The sequence below is a fragment of the Sorangium sp. So ce1153 genome, assembly GCF_051521595.1.
Taxonomy (GTDB): domain Bacteria; phylum Myxococcota_A; class Polyangia; order Polyangiales; family Polyangiaceae; genus Sorangium.
Map to the genome: position 1 here is coordinate 2,653,690 of NZ_CP150361.1, position 19,500 is coordinate 2,673,189.

General features: G+C 72.5%; 13 protein-coding genes. 7 read left to right on the forward strand and 6 right to left on the reverse strand.

Features of this window, described 5'->3' with window-relative positions; genetic code table 11:
• Nucleotides 1-476 precede the first annotated feature (476 nt).
• The gene (locus tag WME85_RS09345; protein ID WP_437837206.1) at nucleotides 477-1,550 is read right to left on the reverse strand and encodes a Rieske 2Fe-2S domain-containing protein; all 1,074 of its coding nucleotides are present in this window, start codon (nucleotides 1,548-1,550) and stop codon (nucleotides 477-479) included.
• Between the two features lie 155 nt (nucleotides 1,551-1,705).
• Between WME85_RS09345 and WME85_RS09350 the strand changes: the two genes are divergently transcribed.
• From WME85_RS09350 to WME85_RS09365, 4 genes are all read left to right on the forward strand, one after another.
• Nucleotides 1,706-2,353, forward strand: coding sequence for a TetR/AcrR family transcriptional regulator (locus WME85_RS09350; protein WP_437837208.1), 648 nt, complete (start codon nucleotides 1,706-1,708; stop codon nucleotides 2,351-2,353).
• 267 nt (nucleotides 2,354-2,620) lie between these two features.
• A complete protein-coding gene (locus WME85_RS09355; RefSeq protein ID WP_437837210.1) occupies nucleotides 2,621-3,844 on the forward strand; it encodes a serine/threonine-protein kinase in 1,224 nt (407 codons plus the stop codon).
• A 159-nt stretch (nucleotides 3,845-4,003) separates the two neighbouring features.
• Nucleotides 4,004-5,119 (forward strand): prephenate dehydrogenase/arogenate dehydrogenase family protein, encoded by a 1,116-nt coding sequence (locus WME85_RS09360; RefSeq protein WP_437837212.1) that lies wholly within the window; start codon nucleotides 4,004-4,006, stop codon nucleotides 5,117-5,119.
• A 685-nt stretch (nucleotides 5,120-5,804) separates the two neighbouring features.
• Nucleotides 5,805-7,949, forward strand: a complete 2,145-nt coding sequence (locus WME85_RS09365; protein ID WP_437837214.1) for a response regulator — start codon at nucleotides 5,805-5,807, stop codon at nucleotides 7,947-7,949.
• A 559-nt stretch (nucleotides 7,950-8,508) separates the two neighbouring features.
• Here WME85_RS09365 and WME85_RS09370 read toward each other — a convergent pair.
• A complete protein-coding gene (locus WME85_RS09370) occupies nucleotides 8,509-8,646 on the reverse strand; it encodes a hypothetical protein (protein WP_437837216.1) in 138 nt (45 codons plus the stop codon).
• 381 nt (nucleotides 8,647-9,027) lie between these two features.
• Here WME85_RS09370 and WME85_RS09375 point away from each other — a divergent pair, with 381 nt between their 5' ends.
• On the forward strand, nucleotides 9,028-9,339 hold the full coding sequence (locus WME85_RS09375) for a hypothetical protein (protein WP_437837218.1): 312 nt from the start codon (nucleotides 9,028-9,030) through the stop codon (nucleotides 9,337-9,339).
• 742 nt (nucleotides 9,340-10,081) lie between these two features.
• Here the strand turns inward: WME85_RS09375 and WME85_RS09380 are convergent.
• Together WME85_RS09380 and WME85_RS09385 are read right to left on the reverse strand one after the other, a co-directional pair.
• Nucleotides 10,082-13,003, reverse strand: a complete 2,922-nt coding sequence (locus WME85_RS09380) for a GAF domain-containing protein (RefSeq protein WP_437837220.1) — start codon at nucleotides 13,001-13,003, stop codon at nucleotides 10,082-10,084.
• 216 nt (nucleotides 13,004-13,219) lie between these two features.
• Nucleotides 13,220-14,452 (reverse strand): epimerase, encoded by a 1,233-nt coding sequence (locus WME85_RS09385; protein WP_437837222.1) that lies wholly within the window; start codon nucleotides 14,450-14,452, stop codon nucleotides 13,220-13,222.
• A 166-nt stretch (nucleotides 14,453-14,618) separates the two neighbouring features.
• Between WME85_RS09385 and WME85_RS09390 the strand changes: the two genes are divergently transcribed.
• Entirely contained in the window at nucleotides 14,619-16,157 is a 1,539-nt protein-coding gene (locus WME85_RS09390) for a hypothetical protein (protein WP_437837224.1), read from the forward strand.
• Nucleotides 16,158-16,270: 113 nt separating this feature from the next.
• On the opposite strand, the gene WME85_RS09395 is transcribed toward WME85_RS09390, so the two are convergent.
• On the reverse strand, nucleotides 16,271-16,756 hold the full coding sequence (locus tag WME85_RS09395) for a gluconokinase (protein WP_437837225.1): 486 nt from the start codon (nucleotides 16,754-16,756) through the stop codon (nucleotides 16,271-16,273).
• Between the two features lie 244 nt (nucleotides 16,757-17,000).
• On the opposite strand from WME85_RS09395, the gene WME85_RS09400 reads away from it, so the two are divergent.
• Complete coding sequence (locus WME85_RS09400) at nucleotides 17,001-18,317, forward strand: serpin family protein (protein WP_437837227.1); 1,317 nt, start codon at nucleotides 17,001-17,003, stop codon at nucleotides 18,315-18,317.
• Nucleotides 18,318-18,529: 212 nt separating this feature from the next.
• Here the strand turns inward: WME85_RS09400 and WME85_RS09405 are convergent, their stop codons facing one another.
• The gene (locus WME85_RS09405; protein WP_437837229.1) at nucleotides 18,530-19,192 is read right to left on the reverse strand and encodes a methyltransferase family protein; all 663 of its coding nucleotides are present in this window, start codon (nucleotides 19,190-19,192) and stop codon (nucleotides 18,530-18,532) included.
• Nucleotides 19,193-19,500: the final 308 nt, after the last annotated feature.

Here is a 19,500-nt window from a genome sequence, read left to right on the forward strand (position 1 = left end):
CGCATCGATGTGCGCGGAGTGCGCTGATCGGCCGGGCGTGCGGTGGTGGGGCGCTCGGGGTGCCGGGCGTGCTGGTCACGCGGCGCGGGTCGCGCTGCTCGTTCGCCTGCGGCGCGAGGCGACGAGCAGCCCGAGGCCGGCGATGGCGGCCGTCCACCCATCGTCCTTCGAGCCCGTCGCGTTGCAGCCGCCGGCCGGGGCCTGGCGCGGCGACGCACGCGCCGGTCGCGGGGTCGCATGAGGCGACATGGCAGCTGTCGGGCGCGGCGCAGTCGACCGGGCTCCCGAGCAGATGGTCCCCGCCCAGGGGAACATGTATGCGCGCTCGTGCTCTCCGCCGCCCCCGGCGTCTCCTGTCCTCCCGGCCGTCTTCACGCCACGTTGCCTCACGCCACGTCGCCTCACGCCACGTTGCCTCCCGCCATGTCGCCTCACGCCACGTCGCCTCCCGCCATGTCGCCTCCCGCCATGTCGCCTCACGCCACGTCGATAGCGTCCTTCTTCTTCCTCGCGAGCGACGCGGCGGGCACCACGCCGTCCAGCCGGCCTGCCGGCGGCGCGCCGTCGGCCTGCAGGTGCCCTGTCGGGGGCCTGTCGGCGCGCGAGCCCCTGAGCTCCCGTTGATAATAGCGGCGGAAGGCGAGCGTCGCGCGGTCCGTCGCGACGCTGACCTCCTCGTGGGCCTCGGGCACCTCGGCGGGGCGGGACGACTCGACCACGGCGCGGTCCTCCAGGAGGATGCGCCGGTTGAACAGGGCAGAGAGGCGCATCAGCGGGTTGTAGCGGCCGAAGTCGCGCGTCGCGATCAGCAGCATCCGTGTCCGGGCCGCGTCGATGGGAGTGCAGAACACGTGCATCCGGAGATCTCGACCGGGGATGTTGATCCAGAGGACCATGCCGTTCGGGCGCACCCACTCGAGGCGGGCCCCCTGCTCCTGGCCGTCGAGCCGGGCGTGGACCTGCATCCCGGAGGGCGTATCCGCTGTGTCGACGTGCATCATCGAGCCGGGGCGGAGCGCGCGGCGCATGTCGCGCCCGATCGTCAGGCGGTGGACGAAGGGCAGGTGAGGGAAGTCGAGCATGTTCTCCATCGCCCGCGTCCAGTGGGTGTTCCAGTCCTCCGCGTGGACCGTGCGCGACAGCCGTGGATCGATCAGCCCGTCAGGGACGTGCGGCTCTCCCTCGCCCTCGGCGTCCGGCCCGGTGAACAGCCAGAGCAGGCCCCCGAGCTCCCGGACCGGGAGCGCCGTCGCCGCGTGGCGCGCCCGCTTCTCGGGCGGCACGTCGTTGAGCGGGATCTCGCGGCACGCCCCGGCGCCGTCGAAGCGCCAGCCGTGGAACGGGCACTCGATGCACCCGTCCTGCCCCACGCGCCCCAGCGAGAGCGCCACCCCCCGGTGCGGGCACCGGTCGAGGAGCGCCGCCGGGCGGCCGCCGGCGCCGCGGAACAGCACCACGTCCTCCCCGGCGACCCGGACGGCCAGCGGCTTGCTCCCGAGCCGCCCGGCGACCTCGACCGGCGCCCACACCCGCGCGAACCCCTCGAACATGACCACCTCCCGATGTTTATTATATCAAGTAGTATATTTTATATCCGGGCGAGGTCAAGCCGGCCTGCCTGAAGTCGAGCCAGGCGACGTGCAACGGCGCTCAGGGACGCTCTTCCCGAGTCGATTCGTAGATCGTCCTGTAGAATGTTCCCCTCATGGGGCGACCTGCCGGGAGCCGGAACCCGGATTTCGAGGCCACGCGGGAGCAGCTCGCGCGCGCCGCGCTCGCGCGGCTGATGGAGCCCGGCGGCGCCGGGGCGAGCCTGCGCGAGCTCGCGGCGGCGGCCGGGGTGAGCGTCGCGACGATGCGCCACTACTTCGGTGGCCGCGAGGGGGTCGTGGCGGCGGCGCTCGCGCGCGCGCACGGCGACGGGCTGCGCTACCTCGTCGAGGTCGCCACCGGGCCGCTCGAGCCGCTGCCGCGCTCGCTCGGGTGGCTGCTCGCGCAGGTCATCGAGGGCTTCCGCCGCGGGCCGCTGAGCCGGCTTCACGCGCTCGGCCTGGCCGCGGGGCTCGGCGACGCGGTCCTCGGCCCCGCGTACGTGAACGAGTTGCTCGAGCCGACGCTCAAGGCCGCCGAGGCGCGCCTCGCGCGGCACGTCGCGGACGGCGAGCTCGCGCCCTGCGACCTGCGGCACGCGGCGCTCGCGCTGCTGGGCCCGCTCCTGCTCGCGCTGCTCCATCAGGGGCCGCTGGGCGGGCGCGTGTGCAGGCCGCTCGACCTCGACGCGTTCGCCGCCACGCACCTCGACGCTTTCCTACGGGCGTTCAGCGCAAAGGTCCCTCCCGCCCCGCAGACATGACCGCATCGGAGCAGACAGGAGACCGCATCGGAGCAGGCAGGGTGACGAGGCGACAGACCGACGAGAACCGGCGCGCCCTGACGGCAATGCGGCGCGCTCCCGGCCGCTGTCGGCCTCGCTTGCGCGAGCGGGCTTGAGCGGCTCGGCGTCTCGCGGCGGCGCGCGAGGATCGCCAATCGATCGAGCGAAGATGTTAGGATGTACCCACGCACGTCCGGGGGGGGTGGGCGGCTACCCCTGAGCCGGTGCGCGCTGCGGGGAGCTTTGATGAACGCACCTGTCGTCGCGGGGGACGTGATCGCTGGGAAGTACCGGGTCGACCGCATCCTTGGCAGCGGCGGGACGGGGATGGTGGTCGACGCCAGCCACCTCGCCCCTCCGCAGCGGGTCGCGGTCAAGCTGCTGCTCGGCGACCGCAGCCCGGCGCGCGTCGAGCGGTTCCTCCGGGACGCGCGCGCGGCGTCGCGGCTCAAGGGCGAGCACATCGCGCGGGTGCTCGACGTCGGCCAGCTCGACTCGGGCGTCCCGTACGCCGTCACGGAGCTCCTCGACGGGCGAGACCTCGCGGAGCTGCTCCGCGAGCGCGGCCAGCTCGAGCTCTCGGAGGCCATCGATTACGTGCTGCAGGCCTGCGTGGCGCTGGCCGAGGCCCACGCCGCCGGCATCGTGCACGGCGACCTCACGCCGGCGAGCCTGTTCCTCACCACGACCCCCGACGGCGCGACGCTCGTCAAGGTGCTCGATCTCGGCCTCTTCAGCGAGCCGCCCGGCCCGAGCGAGGGCGACGGTGCCTCGCCGGCGCAGCCCGACGAGGCGCCGGGCGCTCCGCTCTACAGGGCGCCGGAGCAGCTGCAGCCGTCGCGCCTCGTCGACGTCCGCGGCGACATCTGGGCGCTCGGCGCGGTCCTCTACCGGCTCCTGACGGGGCAGCCGCCTTTCGAGGCGAGCACGCTGGCCGACCTCGCGCCGCGCGTCGCGGGCGCGGAGCCGCCGCTGCCGAGCGCGCTCCGGTCCGACATGCCGCCCGCCGTCGAGCGCGCGCTGCTCGGCTGCCTCGAGAAGGACCCGGCGCGGCGGCCGGCGAGCGTCGCCGAGCTGGCGCTCGCGCTCGCCCCGTACGCATCCGCGGCCAGCGAGGGGCACGCGGAGCGCGCCACGCGGATCCTCGGCGCGACGCTCCCGCCGCGCCCCCGCGCCTCTCTCCCGACGATCGGGCTCGGGCTCAACGCGAGGCCGCGCCCGGCGCTGCGCCGCCTGCTGCGGGGCGGCCTGTCGCAGCAGGGCGCCGCGCCGCGGACGCCGGCACCCTCGCCGCCTTCCCAGCAGGCCGCGCCGGGCCGGGGGAACAACGCGGCGCGCGTCGCGCTGATCGCGGCCCTCGCGTCGCTCCTCGCGATCGTCGGCGCGGCCGCGGCGCGCTCCGGGGCCCGCGGCGACCGGCCAGCGGCGCGCCCGGAGGCCGCCGCGTCGACGCAGACCGCTCCTCGCTGAGGGCCGCTGTCGCCGCGAGCAGCGCCGCGGGCCGCGCCGCGGTACGGAGAGGCCGGAGAGCGGTCGCGCCGCCCGCGGGCGCGGACTCCCTGGCAGCCGTGCCGGCCGCGCCGAGAAAACGTCGCGTCGGCGCAGAGCGGCTGTCGTAGTATCGGCCGCATGCCGCATTCCCTCCCACACGATGGGGGCGCTCCCGCTCCGCCCGCGCGCATCGGCAAGGTCGCTTTCCTCGGCTATGGCCGCTTCGGCGCGGCGCTCGGGTCGCTGCTGCGCGACGCGGGGATCGCGGTGCGCGCGTATGACCCAGGCGCCGAGATCCACGGCGCCGCGCGGGCCGCCTCGCTCCCGGAGCTCGTGGCGGGCGCGGACCTCGTGCTCGTCGCCGTCCCGGTGCCGGCGATGCGCGAGGCGCTCGGATCGCTGCGGCCGCACCTCGCGCCGGGGCAGGTGGTCGCTGACGTGGGCAGCGTGAAGACCGTGCCCGCGCGGGCCATGGCCGAGCTGCTCGGCGCGCAGCACCCGTGGGTGGCCACGCACCCGCTGTTCGGTCCGGCGAGCCTCGCCCGCGGCGAGCGCCCGCTGCGCGCCGTCGTGTGCCCGAACCCGGCGCACCCGGACGCGGCGCGCCGCGTCGTCGCGCTGTTCGAGCGGATCGGCTGCCAGGTGCTGGAGCAGGCCCCGGAGGAGCACGACCGGGTGATGGCCTTCACGCACGCGCTCGCGTTCTTCATCGCCAAGGGCATGCTGGACGCGGGCGTGCCGGCCGGCGCGCCTTACGCGCCGCCCTCGTTCCAGGGCATCGCGCACACGATCGAGACGGTGCGCGTCGACGCGGGGCACCTGTTCGCGGCGCTGCACCGCGAGAACCCCTTCGCGGGCGAGGCGCGCCGCCGGCTCATCGACGCGCTCGTCTCCATCGACCGCACCCTCGACGTCCCGACCAAGGACGCCGCGCCCGAGGACATCGCCGCGCTCGCGATCCCCGACCTCGGCTCGCTCTCCCCCGAGCTCCGCGAGACGCGGGAGCTCATCGACGACCTCGACCTGGAGCTCGTCGGCCTGCTCGCGCGGCGCTCCGAGCTCGTCCAGCGCGCCGCGCGCGCCAAGGCCACGATCGGCGCCGCGGTCCGGGATCCCGTGCGCGAGGCGCGGCTCATGGAGTCGCGCCGCCGCTGCGCCGCCGAGCTCGGCCTCGACCCCGACGGCGTCGCCGAGGTCTTCGAGGTGATCCTCCGGCACTCGCGCTCCCTGCAGGAGCGCCGCTCGTCCCCCTAGCGTCGGCGCGCGGGGCGCGGCGCGCGGCGTCAGAGAGAAACTCCGCACCGCCGAAACACGAGCGACACAAAGGGTGTCAGCGGAGCCCCCTCGAACTCTGCGCCTTGTCGTGTTGGTTTTGTGGTCTCTCTGATTCGCGATCTTCCTCACGGCCTCTCCGGGAATCATCGCTCACCCGGTGAGGTGTAGAATTCCTCTTTCCACGCGGACGCCCTTCGGTGTAGGGTTCCTGTGCGGGGATCATGCAGCAGCATCAGGAGCCCCCTCATTGGCACTGCAGGTGAGCCCTGGGTCGCAGGTACGATAGCGCCTCGATACGATACAGGCTCGTCAGTGCGGTTCAGGGAGGGCTGGAATGGATCAGCGGAGCGGCCTCGCCGAGGGGTCCGAGCTTTCCAGGAGTGGGGGCAGCAGGGCCGTGGAGGGGCCGCCTGTTCGCCCGGCCCCCTCCAGCGGGGTGTCGCCGCGCGCGCGCCGGAGCCCCGCTCGCCGCCCTCGCGGGGCGCGCGCGCCGCGATCGCGCGTGTCGCCCATGAGGCGACATTGGCTCCCCGAATCTCCTCGGGCGGAGCCTTGACGCCGGCGCGTCGGGCACGCCCGAAAGCGGTGGACAGAGAAGACTTCCTGATGATGCTGCGAGGCTGGCGACGGCGCTGACGTCGCGGCAGGGGGCAAGGAGAGCGGGATGAGGGCAGAAGCAGGCAGGGTCAACATCCTGGTCGTTGACGACAGGCCCGAGCAGCTCCTCTCCCTGGAGGCTGTCCTCGCGCCCCTCGGCGAGAACATCGTCAAGGCGGCGTCCGGCAGGGAGGCGCTCCGCCACCTCCTTCAGGGCGAGTTCGCGGTCATCCTCCTCGACATCAACATGCCGGAGATAGATGGCTTCGAGACCGCGACGCTCGTCCGCCAGCGGAGGAGCACGCGGCACACGCCGATCATCTTCCTGACGGCGCACACCGATCGCGTCTATGTCGAGCGCAGCTATTCGCTCGGAGCCGTGGACTACATCATGACCCCGTTCGCCCCCGAGGTCCTCCGCACCAAGGTGTCTGTCTTCGTCGATCTCTTCAAGAAGACGCAGCAGATCCGGCTCCAGGCGGAGTCGCTGCGCGCGCACGCGGAGCAGCTCCAGCGGCTCAACCGCGCCGCGCTCACGATCAACTCGGCCCTGTCGCTCGACGCCATGGTCGCCGCGATCACGGAGGCGGCGCGCGACGTCACCGGCGCCCACCAGGCCATGACGGTCGTGAAGATCGAGAAGCAGCCGGGCGAGCGGGCGCGGACCGCCGTGTCGCTCTCGGAGCGGTACGCCACGTTCCAGCAGGAGTCGCCTCCTCCCATCGCCGGCCGGCTGTCCGCGTTCGTGTGCGGCAGGAACCGGCCGCTCCGGATGACGCAGCGAGAGCTCTCGCAGCACCCGGAGTGGCTGGACGACTGCGGGAACATGCCGGCGCCGCGCGGGTACCTCGCCGTGCCCCTCACGGCCGCGGACGGCCAGAACATCGGGTGCATCCAGCTCTCGGACCGGCACGACGGCGAGTTCTCGGACGACGACGAGACCGTCCTCGTGCAGCTCGCGCAGCTCGCGTCGATCGCCATCCAGAACTGCGTCCACGCCGAGGCGCGTGAGGCGAACCGCATGAAGGACGAGTTCCTCGCCACGCTCTCCCACGAGCTGCGCAGCCCGCTCAACGCGATCCTCGGCTGGACACACCTGCTGCGCAGCGAGCCGTTCGACGAGCAGCGCGTGTCCCACGGCCTCGAGGTCATCGAGCGCAACGTGGCCGCGCAGACGAAGCTCATCGAGGATCTGCTCGACGTCTCCCGGGTGGCGACGGGCAAGCTGCGCATCAGCGCGGCGCCGATGTCGCTCGCGTCCGTCGTGGAGGTCGCCATCGACGCGATCCGCCCGGCGGCTGAGGCGAAGCGGCTCACGATCGACGTCTCGCTCGACCCCGCGCTCGAGGTGAACGGCGACGCGGACCGCCTGCAGCAGGTCGTCTCGAACCTCATGTCCAACGCGCTCAAGTTCACGCGCCCCGGGGACCACATCCTCGTCTCCCTCCGTCGCGCCGGCGCCCACGCGGAGCTCACGGTGCGCGACACGGGCGAGGGGATCGCGCCGGATTTCCTGCCCTTCGTCTTCGAGCGCTTCCGCCAGGCGGACAGCACGAGCCGCAGGTCGCACGCGGGCCTCGGCATCGGGCTGTCGCTCGTGCGCCACATCGTCGAGGCCCACGGCGGCTCGGTCATGGCGGAGAGCCAGGGGCTGCAGAAGGGGTCGACGTTCGTGGTCCGGCTCCCGCTGCTCGGGGCCGAGCGCAGCCAGCTGGCCTCGCCGCTGAGGGAGGCGCGCTCGCGCGCGCTGGCCGCCTCCGAGGCCACGTCCGATCTCGGCGGGCTCCACGTCCTGCTCGTCGAGGATGACGCGGACGCGAGGGAGCTCCTCCAGGAGGTGCTGTCGCAGCATCGGGCCGAGGTGACCGCCGTGGCGTCGGCCAGCGAGGCGCTCGCGGCGTTCGTCGCGGCTCGACCGCACGTGCTCGTGAGCGACATCGCCATGCCGGGCGAGGACGGGTACGAGCTCATCCGCACCATCCGGCAGCGCCCGCCGCACGCCGGCGGCGATCTGCCCGCGCTCGCGCTGACCGCCTACGCCCGCAAGGAGGACCAGAGGCGCGCGCTCGAGGCCGGCTTCCACATGCACGCCACGAAGCCGATCGAGCCCGCCGCGCTCGTGGCCGCCGTGGCGAGCCTCGCGGCGAGGGCGCGCGCCGGCGAGCTCTCCAGCGCCCGTGATCGAGGCTCGAGCGAGGAGATCAACCCGTGACGGCCGAGGCGAGAGCCGGCGGGAGAGGAGGGCTCACGGGCGCTCGACCCCGCTGGTGCCCGGGGGGCGAACGGAGGGCCGTCGGGTGAAGGAGCGTTGTTTTCCTTTTCCTGGAGCGCGCTGGCGCGCCGTCTCGCGCGCTCATCCCGCCTGAGCGAGCCCGACCGCGATCGGTCGCGATCGGCCGCGCTCGGTCGCGCTCGGTCGCCACCAATATCGAGTTTCTCCCGGGCGCCCTCGCGCGCGCGAGGAGGGATAAGGGCGCTCCTGGACGAGGGGCGCAATGGGCTCTCCGCCCTCCGCGACGTGTCTCCGTCGTCTCCGTCGTCTCCGTCGTCTCCGTCGTCCGCGTCGTCCGCGGCGCATCGGCTCAGCGGCCCCGTGCCCGCCTCATCGCTGCTGGTGAGCGAGCATGACAGCGTTGTCAGGCGCCGGCGCCTGGGTTCATAGCTCCCCGCGGCCTCATCCGCGCGAAGGCGAGCGCAGCGCCGGGGACTCGCGCCAGGCGAGCCTCAGGCCTGGGACTTGCACCTGGTCTCCACCGGTCAGCAACGTGCCCTCATGACCAGACCGGGATCCAACCCCAGATCGGGAGCCAGACGACGCTCATCCGCGGAACAGCGCGGCTCTGGTCGCGCAGCGCGCGGCGGCGGCGGTACTCCTCCAGATCGATCACGCGAGCAATGCTCTGGTTCATGGGGCTTCACCTCTGGAGGTTTATCCGTTATAACGGATGCCCTGTCAAGCACCGTCGTTTCTCGCGTCCACGCGCATCCCGTGGCGTCGGCGAATGTGCTTGACCAGCGGTCGCTCGCGGTGGACCACCCACATGCAACGATGATGCAGTGAGACAAAAAGCTTGCGTAATCCAGTATGGTGGCCTATCATCCACAATAACGGAATCACCACGATACTGTAACCGAACCACTGCGCATGGCGCGCTCGTGTGGCTCGCGAGCGCACATTTTTACGCAGCTGTCGGCGTGGAGTGAACCGCCGGGCTGTGGGGCAGTGGTCGGTGCGGGGCTGTACCGAGCCATTCTTTGGGGGGGGAACAACCCAACGGAGAGAACGATACATGAACGCTTCTAAGAGCATCTTTGCAAGCGCGCTGCTGCTTGGCGCGACCGTCATGATGATCGGCGCCGGATGCGGCGATGATGGTGAGGACACGACCTCCACCACCACCACCAGCAGCACGACCAGCTCGGCGTCCGGCACCGGCACCGGCACCGGCGGTGATGGCGGCGCTGGCGGTGGCGAGGGCGGCGCTGGCGGCGGTGAGGGCGGCGCTGGCGGCGGTGAGGGCGGCGCTGGCGGCGGTGAGGGCGGCGCTGGCGGCGGTGAGGGCGGCGCTGGTGGCGGCGCCGGCGGCGCGGGCGGCGCCTGAGACGAGCTCGTCGTTAGTGCTCTTCCCCTGTTAGAGGCCCTGTCAGAGGCCTCTCCAGACCCGCAGTACGGGTGGCGGGGGAAGGGCGCTTTCCTGAGCTCGTGAGGGATCAAGGGAGGGGGGAGACGGGAGATGCTGTCGCGCCTCCCCTCCTTCCCGTGAGGTCCCGAGCTCGTTCAACTCAGCTCGTTATCCGTCGCCGCCGGCTCGAATCGGTCAGGACGGACAATACGTCAGGTGACGTGTGCGCTGTTGCGCTGTTGCGCTGTTGCGCTGTGCTTCGCTGCCACGCCGCTTTCGCGCAGTGGCGCGCCCATTTCGCATTTCGATACGCTCTCTTCGCATTGCAGCGCGCCCGCTTCGTATCGCTCCAGCGCGGTGCTCCAGCGCGTTCGGCATGGTTCGGATCAATCCACCGAACCTACCGGAACCACCAAGATGACGCAGAGCTCTCTTTCGAGCTCTTCTCTCTTGGCGTCCTTGGCGGTTCAATTCTCTCTCTTTCGCGGAACCGCCGCCCCAGGCGCCCTGAGCCGCGCAGCCGCGTGGCGCTTCAGCTTCTTCCCCTCGAAGCGCGCTAGAACATCGATCACGTTGAGACCCGGAGAAATTTCACAGGGAGGCGGGGAGGCGGGGAGGAAGAAAAAAATGAAGTTCTTTCTCCTGCCGTCTCTCGCTCCCCGCCTCCCCGCCTCCCTGTGAAATTTCTGCTTTTTCTCGTGGTTTCAACTCGTTTGTTGCTCTAGGTGCTCGGCGTCTCGCCCCTCGCCCGGCGCAGCTCCTCGTTGAGCCTGACGACCTCTGCCTCGAGCGCCTCGTTGGAGCGCCGGAGCTCGCCCGAGGTCTCTTGCGCCTCGCGGTAGCGCAGCGCGTTGTGCACGGCGACCGCCGCCTGGGAGGCGAGGAGGCCGCAGAGCTCGACCTGACCGGCGCGGAAGGCGCCGGCGACCGCGTCGCCCTCCATGTAGAGCACGCCCGCCAGGCGACCCTGGTTCGTCATGGCGACGCACAGGAGCGAGCGCCCGTTCGCCTCGACCACGTAGGGGTCGTCCGCGAAGCGATCGTCCGCGGCGGCGCCGGCGAGGACGACCGGCTGCTGCGTCTGCGCGACGTGCTGGACGACGCTCACGGCGACATCCGCCGCCGCGTCGAGCGGCGTCGCCGGCCCGATGCGGATCGCCTCGGGGTCGATCGTGCGCTCCGCCTCGACGGTCAGGGCGCCGTCGCGCTCGAGGAGCAGCACCGCGCGCCGCGCCCCCGTGCTCTCCAGCAGGACCCGGAGGAGCCGCTCGAAGAGCCGCTCGAGGACGAGCTCCCCGCAGATCGCCCGCGACGCGCGGAGCACGGCCATCGCATCGAGCGACCCGGAGCGCTCCACGCTCGCCGGCGCCGAGGCCTCCGGCGGCCGGCTCTGCTGGCCGAGGAGCGCCACGCGCGCCACGAGGTGTGGGTACTTTCGCGACAGCTGTCGCACCTTGGCCGTGGCACCCCACCGCGCGTAGCCCTCGTGGGCGTCCGTCATGTAGACGTGCGCGATCCGCTCCCTCCCGCTCGCCAGGTGGAACTTCGCGCAGAGCTCGCTGGCGAGCGCCTCGTCCCGGACGAACCCGTTCACCTTCGCCACCTCGATCGCCTGATCGTAGAGCTTCATCGCGGCGAGCTCCTCGCCAGCGGCGCGCGCCGACTCGGCGCGGACGAGGAGGTGCTTGTGACGGTAGTTGTCCGGGCACTGCTCGGCCCACTCCGCGAGCCGGTCGCGGTAGCTGGGCAGCGAGGCCGCGCTCAGCTGCCGGCCGCGCGACAGCGCCGGCGAGAGCTGCGCGAGGCAACCGTAGAAGAAGACCTCGGTCGCGAGGTGATCGCCGACCCCGCCCTGCATCTTCGCCTCGGCGAGCGACCCCATCCGCAGCGCCCCCTCGTAGTCCTCGTGCAGGTAGCAGAGCTGCTGCTTCAGCGCATGGTGGATGAACGCGACGGCGCTGTAGCTCGGCGCCGCGAGCCTCTCTTCATCGAGCCCGCCGTGGACGGCGCCGCTCTCCGGCGCGAGCGTCGCGCCGCCGCGCGCCGGGCTCATCAGCTCGTCGAGCGCGCGGCGCACGCTGGTCAGCGTCGCCACGGCGAGCTCCTCCCGCGCGCGCCGCGCCAGCGACAGGAACCCGTCGACCTCGGTCCGCACCGCCTCGCACTCGTCGCCGAGCCCGAAGCGAACCAGGGCCGTGTGGACGCACGCCTGCGCCAGGTAGGTGAGATCGCCCGTCCGGAGCCCGGCCTCCTGGGCCTCCTTGAAGAGATCGAGGCTCGAGAGGAGGTGCTTGGTGAAGACGCTGATGTGCGCCCCGAGCAGGAGGCGGAGGCGGCACGAGAGCTCGTGCTGGCCGGACCGCTCGTTCAGCTCGAGCGCGAGCTCGCCGAGCTCGTAGGCCTCGTCGTAGCGGCGGAACGTCCGCGCGGCGACCCAGGCGTACGCCATGTAGCCGTACGGGGAGGCGCCGCCGTGCCCGTGCTCCAGCGACAGGTTGACCTGCCTGGCCGCGATGAACGTGCAGAGCGGCGGGCTCACGGACGCGGCGGGCAGCGTCAGCGACATGAGGAGCCGGAGCGCCGCGCGCGTCCGGGCGTCCGACGTCTCGGGCTCGTCGAGCAGGTCCTTGAGCCGGCGCGTGCCGAGCGCGGCGCGCGCGGCCGCGAGCTCGGCGTCCGCGGCCGCCTTCCGCGCCGGCCCCTCCTCGGGGAGATAGACGCCGAGCATCGCGAGCGCCGTCTTCCCGAGCGCCAGCGCCTGGTCGAGCCGGCCCTGCGTGGTGCACACGGCGATGCGCAGCTCGTGCGCCCGGGCGCGCTCCAGGTCCGAGCGCGCCTCGGCCGCGAGCACGTCGAGCAGCGACTCCGCGCGCTCGAGCTGACCGCCGAGGTACGCGCACTCGGCGGCCTCCGCGTGCAGCGAGAAGGCGAGCTCGTGGTCCTGCCTGAAGCACCCGTCCGGCAGCGCCGAGATCCCGGCCTCGAAGAAGCCGGCCGCCGCGGGGGGCGCGCCTCGCTCCTTCGCCTTGAGGCCGGCCGTGAGGTTCATCGCGGCGAGCTCCGCGCGCTCGCGCGGCTCGACGATCAGGGGCGCGCCGAGGTTCAGGTGCTGCGTGGCCTCGAAGAGCGCCTCGTCCGAGCGCTGGCGGTGCGAGCGCGCCTCGGCCATGCGCCCGAGGCGCAGGTGGACCGCGCACCGCTCCGCGTCCGGAAGGGCGGCGTAGGCGGCCTGGTGCACGCCGTCGTGCAGGAAGCGCAGCCGCAGCGCGTCATCGTCGAGGGGCTGGGGCGCATCGTCGGTGCGCTGCGGCGCGAGGATGCCGGCGCTCTCCGCCTCGCGGAGGAGCGCGGTCACCTCCGCCTGCGGTTGCTCTGCGAGCTGCGAGAGCGTGGCCGCGTCGAGCTCGTGGCCGATGCAGGCGCCGAGCGCCACGGCCCGCCGCGCGGCAGGCGACAGCCGGTCGAGCGGGCGCTGCGCGTTCGAGGCGCCGTCGTCGAGGAGCTGCGCCTCCGCGAGGGCGCCGAGGTCCCACGAGGCGGTGCCCGCGCGCGCGTCCCAGCGCCGCAGGTACGCGTCGACATCGACCTTCAGCGCCTGCGCGCCTGGATAGCGCTCGTCAGCTGGCTTGCAAAGGAGCTTCATCACGATCTCCGGCGCGATCGCGGGGGCGCCTGCAGAGAGCCTGGAGGCGGCGTGAGCGTCCGCGCGATGGCCCCGTGGCTCGCAGGGAGCTCCTTCGTGATCGTGGATGGGTAGGGGACCATGGAGGGGCGTTGCCCGCGGCAGCGGGCTCCTCCAGCGGCGCGACGTCCGCCGGAGTCGTGCATCCGCATCCTACAATAAGTGGGCAGGGGTGCGCTACGGTGGCAGTGCCCCGGTCTTCCTTTGCTGCGCTCGCCAGGCCTTGAGGAGCTCGGCCTCGCGCTCCGGCGAGAGCCCCGCCCGCGGCTTGGCATTCCGCTCGGGCGGCAGTGTTTTCCACCACGCCAGCGTGTCCTTCACCGTTTCCGGCACGGGGCGGAACTTGAGCCCTGCCTTGCGCGCGCGCTCGGCGCTGCGCAGGTGAAAGGCCCTGGTCTCGCCCTCTGCGGGCGCCCAGATCGGCAGGTCGACCGGCTCGCCGGGCGGCTTCTCGAGGAACTTCGCGCTGACCCAGGTGAAGCGCGCGTCTGCGCCCGAGGCGGCCTTGCATGCGTCGAGCAGCCCGCCCATCGTGAGCGGCTCGCCGGGCCCGGCGGCGTTGAAGACGCCTGTCGTCCGGGTGTCCACGAGGGTGACGAGCCACTCGGCCAGATCGCGAACATCGATGATCTGGATCGGGTCGAGCGGCGTGCCCGGGGCGAGCACCTCTCCGCCCCTGGCGACGCGGACAGGCCAGTACGTGAATCGATCGGTCGGGTCCTCGGGACCCACGATGAAGCCGGGGCGAACCTGCGTGACCCGGCCGGGCATGGCGACCTCGGCGGCCTGCTCGCAGAGCGCCTTGAGCGGGCCGTAGTTCTCGAAGTCCTTCCCCATTGTCTCGACGGTTGGATCCGGCATCGTCGCGACAGGCGCCGTCTCGTCGGCGCCAGGGGTCGTGTGGCTCGCGTACGCGGACAGGCTCGAGATGAAGACGTACTGTCGCACGCTGGGGGCGAGCAGCTCCGCCGACGCCTTGACGACGCGCGGCACATAGCCGGAGTTGTCGATGACGGCGTCCCACGCGCGGCCGGCGAGGGCCTTGAGCCCGTCGCCCTTGGCCGGATCCCGGTCCCCGTGCAGCTTCTCGACATCAGGGAAGAGGTGAGGCCGCGTCTTGCCACGGTTGAAGAGGGTGATGGTGTAGCCGCGCGCCTTCGCCGCCTCGACCACCGCGGGCCCGAGGAAGCCTGTTCCACCGAGGACGAGGAGCGTCTTTTTGCCCTCACCGGACTTCCCGGGCGGCTGCTTCGCGGGCGGCTCGACAGGACCGGGCGCGGGCGCCGGACCGCTCCCCGCTCCGCGCGCTGGAGCGGGCGAGCTGAGCCTTGGCGCCGGTGAGCAGCCGAGCGCAGCCATCGAGCCCGCCGCGGCGGTGATCGAGAGGAATTGGCGGCGTGAAGAGGGCATGAGGCGGTTGTAACCGATCGCGCCCTCCTCTCCCAGATGAGTTCGCACGCATCGAGAAAAACCGGATTGCGCGTAACGGGGAGAACTTTGAGAGGGACGGTGCATGGTCCACATCCTGCAATGTTTCCATCCTGCCCGCGCGGACGCGGGAGAGGAGAAGTGCGGTATGCGGTCTGTCTTGGGGGTGTTCAGCGCGCTCTGCGGGGTCCTTGGCTGGGGAGCTGGTTGTGCTTCCGGGCCCGCGGATGGCGTGCTGCAGGGCGAGCCGGGGCGCGACGGCGTCGAGGCGGTGGGGGCGAACACGGAGCACAGAGCCCCTTCCGAGATGTGCGGGACGGGGGCAGCGGACGCTGCGGGGGTGTGTCAGGACGCCGCGGTCGGACCGGGCGGGGGCGCGTCCGCCGCGGGCGAGCCCGGCGGGGGCGCGTCCGCCGCGGGCGAGCCCGGCGGGGGCGCGTCCGCCGCGGGCGAGCCCGGCGGGGGCGAGCGGTACGAGCTGGGGTGCCGGCGGCGTCCGTTCAGCCGGCAGTTCCCTGGCGCCGGCGCGACCCTGCGCGGCTTCACGCTCGACAAGACGGGCCGCGCGCTGCTCGCCGGCTCCTTCGAGGGGGAGATGACCTTCGGCGGCACCCGGCTGGTGAGCGCGGGCGCGTCGGACGCCTTCGTCGCGAAGCTCGACGCGTGCGGCGATCTGATCTGGAGCAAGCGGTTCGGCGACGCCGCGGCCCAGGGCGCGATCGACGTCGCCGCGGGCAGCGGGGGCAACACGCTCGTGCTCGGCGACTTCTCCGGTACGCTCGACCTCGGGGCGCGCCGGCTCACGGCCGCGTCGCCGTGGGGCGCCGACCTGTTCCTCGCGAAGCTCGGCCCGGAGGGCGCCACCCGCTGGGCAGCGCAGATCACCCCCGAGGAGGACGCGATCCTGAGCGGCACCGCGCTCGCCGCGGACAGAGACGGCGGCGCGCTCGTGCTCGGCAGGCTCGAGGGGGCCGCGACGGTCGCCGGCGTGCGGATCGAGCGGCGGTCGATCGGCGCCTTCGTCGTCCGGCTCGACGCCTCGGGCCGCTTCGCGTGGGTCAGCTATCCGCCGAGCGGCGCTGACAGCGAGGAGATCGGCATCGAGGTCGACGAGGACGGCGACGCGATCCTCGCGAGCCAGGACGCGCGGGGCACGGCCACGTCCGTGACCAAGCTGGACGAGGACGGAGAGGTCGAGTGGCACCATCGGTTCCGCGGCTCCTCGGATCAGCTCGAGATGGCGTTCGACATCGCCGTGGATCCGGACGGCGCGGCGCTGCTCTCCGGCAGCGGCGTCTTCGGCGATCCCGCGCTGCCGGGCGGCCCGCGGCCGTTCGTCGCCAAGCTCGACGACGGCGGCGACGTGATCTGGGTGAAGCGCTTCGACGCGCAGAACCCCCGCCGGGTCGCGGCGAGCGAGGACACCGTGGTGCTGGCCGGCGACTCGCTGTGCGAGGCGGACGATCCGGCGTCGTGCAGCGCGTGGGCGGCCGGGCTGACCGAGGGCGGAGAGGCGCGGTGGACGCAGCGCATCGGCGCGGACGCCCAGGTCGCCGGGCTGGAGGTGGACCCGCTGGCGCAGCCGGTGCTGGCCGGGTCGTTCCGCGGCACGATCGCGCTCGGCAGCGGTCATTTCTCCAGCGAGCAGGGCGCGCTGTTCGTGACCCGCCTGGCGGCGTCGGACTGACCGCGCCCGGGCGCCCGGGCGTTCCGGCGTCCGGCGGCGTCCCGCGGCGCCTCGCCCCTACGGCGCCACGCCGATCGATCCGGCGCGGCGCCGGCGCGCGGGGCGGGCCCGGCTCACAGGCCGAGCGCGCGGCGGACGGTGGCGGCGATCTCCTCCGGGGTCCCGCCCACGTCGACGCGGAGGGCGTCCTCGGGCGGCTCCAGCGCGGCGAGCTGCGTCGGCAGGAGGCCGGGGGGCATGAAGTGGTGCGCCCGCGTCGCGAGCCGCGCGGCGATCAGCGCGGGATCGCCGGTCAGGTGCACGAGGCGCATCTGCGCGGGGTCGACGAGCAGCTGCGCGCGGTGGGCCGCCTTGAGCGCCGAGCAGGCGATCACGGCGCCGCGGCCCTCGTCGAGGAGCTGGCGGATGCGCGCCACGAGCGCGGCGATCCACGGCGCCCGGTCCTGCTCGTCGAGCGGCTTGCCGGCGCGCATCTTCTCGATGTTCGCGGCGGGGTGCAGGTCGTCGGCGTCGACGAACGCCCACCCGAGCGCGCGCGCGAGCTGCACCCCCACCGTCGTCTTGCCGGCGCCGCTCACGCCCATCACGATGACGATCACGGGCGCCGCGCCTCCTCGAGGGCTGCCTCTCGGTCTCTCCACATGGCGGGCGCAGTCTACCATGCGCGCCCGCGGCGCACGCACCGCCGCTGGCTTGCGCCACAGTGGGCCGCCTCCGGCCCCCGCGATCACGGCGCGCTGATCTGCGGCGCCAGCGAGCGCAACCGCTGCGCCGGCGCGGCGCCGCTCCTTTGCCGCGGCCCTGTCGCGGCGCTCCGGCACGTCCCCTGCTCTGCCGGGCGGCATGCGTAGGCCTCCGATCTCCGCCGTCCTGTTGCCGTTGTCCCTGGTCTTCGCGGGTTGCGCCTCCGACAGCGCCGAACCGCAGCCCGAGCCGCAGCCCTCGGAGTGCAGCGATCCGGGCAAGGCGGGCTGCGTCGTCGCCTCGGACAAGCAGCGGATCAGCGATCCTGCCGTGCCGGCGGCCGACCTCAAGGAGCTCGTCGGCGGCAACACGGACTTCGCGCTCGCCCTCTACCAGCAGCTCGCCGGCACGCCGGGCAACCTCTTCTATTCGCCGTACAGCGTGTCGAGCGCGCTGGCGATGACGTACGCCGGCGCGCGCGGGGCGACGGAGACGGAGATGGCGGGCGCGCTCCGCTTCACGCTGCCGCAGGAGCGGCTGCACCCGGCGTTCAACGCGCTCGATCTGGCGCTCGCGCGCCGCGGCCAGGGCGCAGAGGGCAAGGACGGCGAGGGCTTCCGGCTCAAGGTGGCCAATGCGCTCTGGGGGCAGGTCGGCTCATCGTTCGCGCCGTCGTTCCTCGACGTGCTCGCCGAGAGCTACGGGGCCGGGCTGCGCGTCGTCGATTTCGCGCAGGCGCCCGACGAGGCGCGCGGGATCATCAACGGCTGGGTCGCCGAGCGCACCGAGGACCGGATCAAGGACATCCTGCCCGAGGGCGCCATCCAGCCCGCGACCCGGCTGGTGCTGACGAACGCCGTTTACTTCAACGCAGCCTGGCAGCTCCCCTTCGACGAGGAGGACACGGCCCCCGGCGACTTTACCCTGGGGGACGGCACCGCGGTCTCCGTGCCGATGATGAACGGCAGCGCGCAGGTCGGTTATGGCGAGGGCGACGGCTACGAGGCGCTGGAGTTGCCCTATGATGGGGGCGAGCTGTCGATGGTGCTCGTGCTCCCGGCGGAGGGCGGGGAGCTCGAGGCAGGCCTCGATCGGGAGCGCCTCGAGGGGGTGATCGGCTCGCTCGGGACGCGCAGCGTCACGATGACGCTGCCGAAGTTCAAGTTCGAGTCGACCCTGGACCTCGTCCAGCAGCTCGTGGAGCTGGGGATGCCCATCGCCTTCACCGGCCGCGCTGACTTCTCGGGCATCGACGGGCAGGGCGGGCTCTTCATCAGCGACGTGCTCCACAAGGCCTTCGTCTCCGTGGACGAGGCGGGCACCGAGGCGGCGGCGGCGACGGCGGTGGTCATCGGCGAGACATCGGCGTCCGAGCCGGCCACCATCCGCTTCGACCGTCCGTTCCTCTTCTTCATCCGGGACATCGAGACCGGCGCGGTCCTGTTCGTCGGCCGCGTGATGAACCCGTCCGAGTGAGCAGCAGAGTCCGCCCGGGGGCGCCCTTGCTACACACGTGGCATTTTGTCGCGCAACGCTGGAGGCGCGGTGTCCGGTTCGTCTGGCTCGCGCGGTGAGGTGAGCGCGAAATGCGACGTGCGACGTGCGACGTGCGACGTGCGACGTGCGACGTGCGACGTGCGATGAGCGGCGTGCGACGTGCGATGAGCGGCGTCGTGCGACGTGCGGCGTCAGTAGACGCGGGGGACGAGCCGCGCGGAGGTCTGGCGCGCATAGTCGTCGTATTCGGGAAACGTCTCGCGCAGCACGCGCTCCTCGTACCCCATGCGGATGACCTGCAAGGCCAGCTCTGTCGTGTAGATCAGGAGCGCGGCGATCGACGGATAGAGCAGGACCAGCCCGGCGCCCTGGATCATCGCGGCGAGGTAGACCGGATGGCGCACGAGCCGGTACGGGCCGCCCGTGACGAGGCGGCGCGCCTCGGGCATGACGCTGAACGATTTGCCCAGCCAGCCGATGCTGATCACCGCGAGCGCCATCCCCATGACGATGAGCAGCGTGCCCGCCATCTGGCGCCCGGGCGACGGCGGGACCTTCGGCAGCCACGCCAGGCTCGCCGGGAGGAGGCCGGCGGCGAGCGCGGTGACGCGAGGCACGATGCCCTTCAGCTTGCGCAGCGGGCGGAGGCGCACCAGCGTGAGCGCCGCGACCAGCAGCAGATAGGCCTCGGTGGCGAGGAGCGCCGCCAGCGTCGTCCCGTACGTGAGCCCGGTGGGCCCGCGCCAGAGAAACAGGTGAGCGTGGAGTTCACGCCCGATGAACAGGGCGTTATAGAGCATCAGGAAGGCGAGCGGGAGCCGCATCGCGAGGTCGTAGAGCACCGCGCCATTCATTGTGATCCCCCTTGCGATGGAGGGTGAGAGCGGGCGCGAGCGCGGTCAAGCCAGCACGGCTTTGCGTCGTGTCGTATGCGTCAATCGCCCGTGAACCATCCGTCAACCTCCAGCGCGGGCGCAGCGCGTCGCGGCGGCGGGGGCCCAGGGACACACGCTGTCTGCCGGGGACAGCCAGGACACCGAAGCGGTTGAAACCCCGAGAAAATGAACGCAGAGGCACAGAGGGCACAGAGGGCACAGAGTTTTTTGGTTGTTCCTCTGTGTCCTCTGTACCCTCTGTGGTTTAAATCTCTTCATTCACGGGC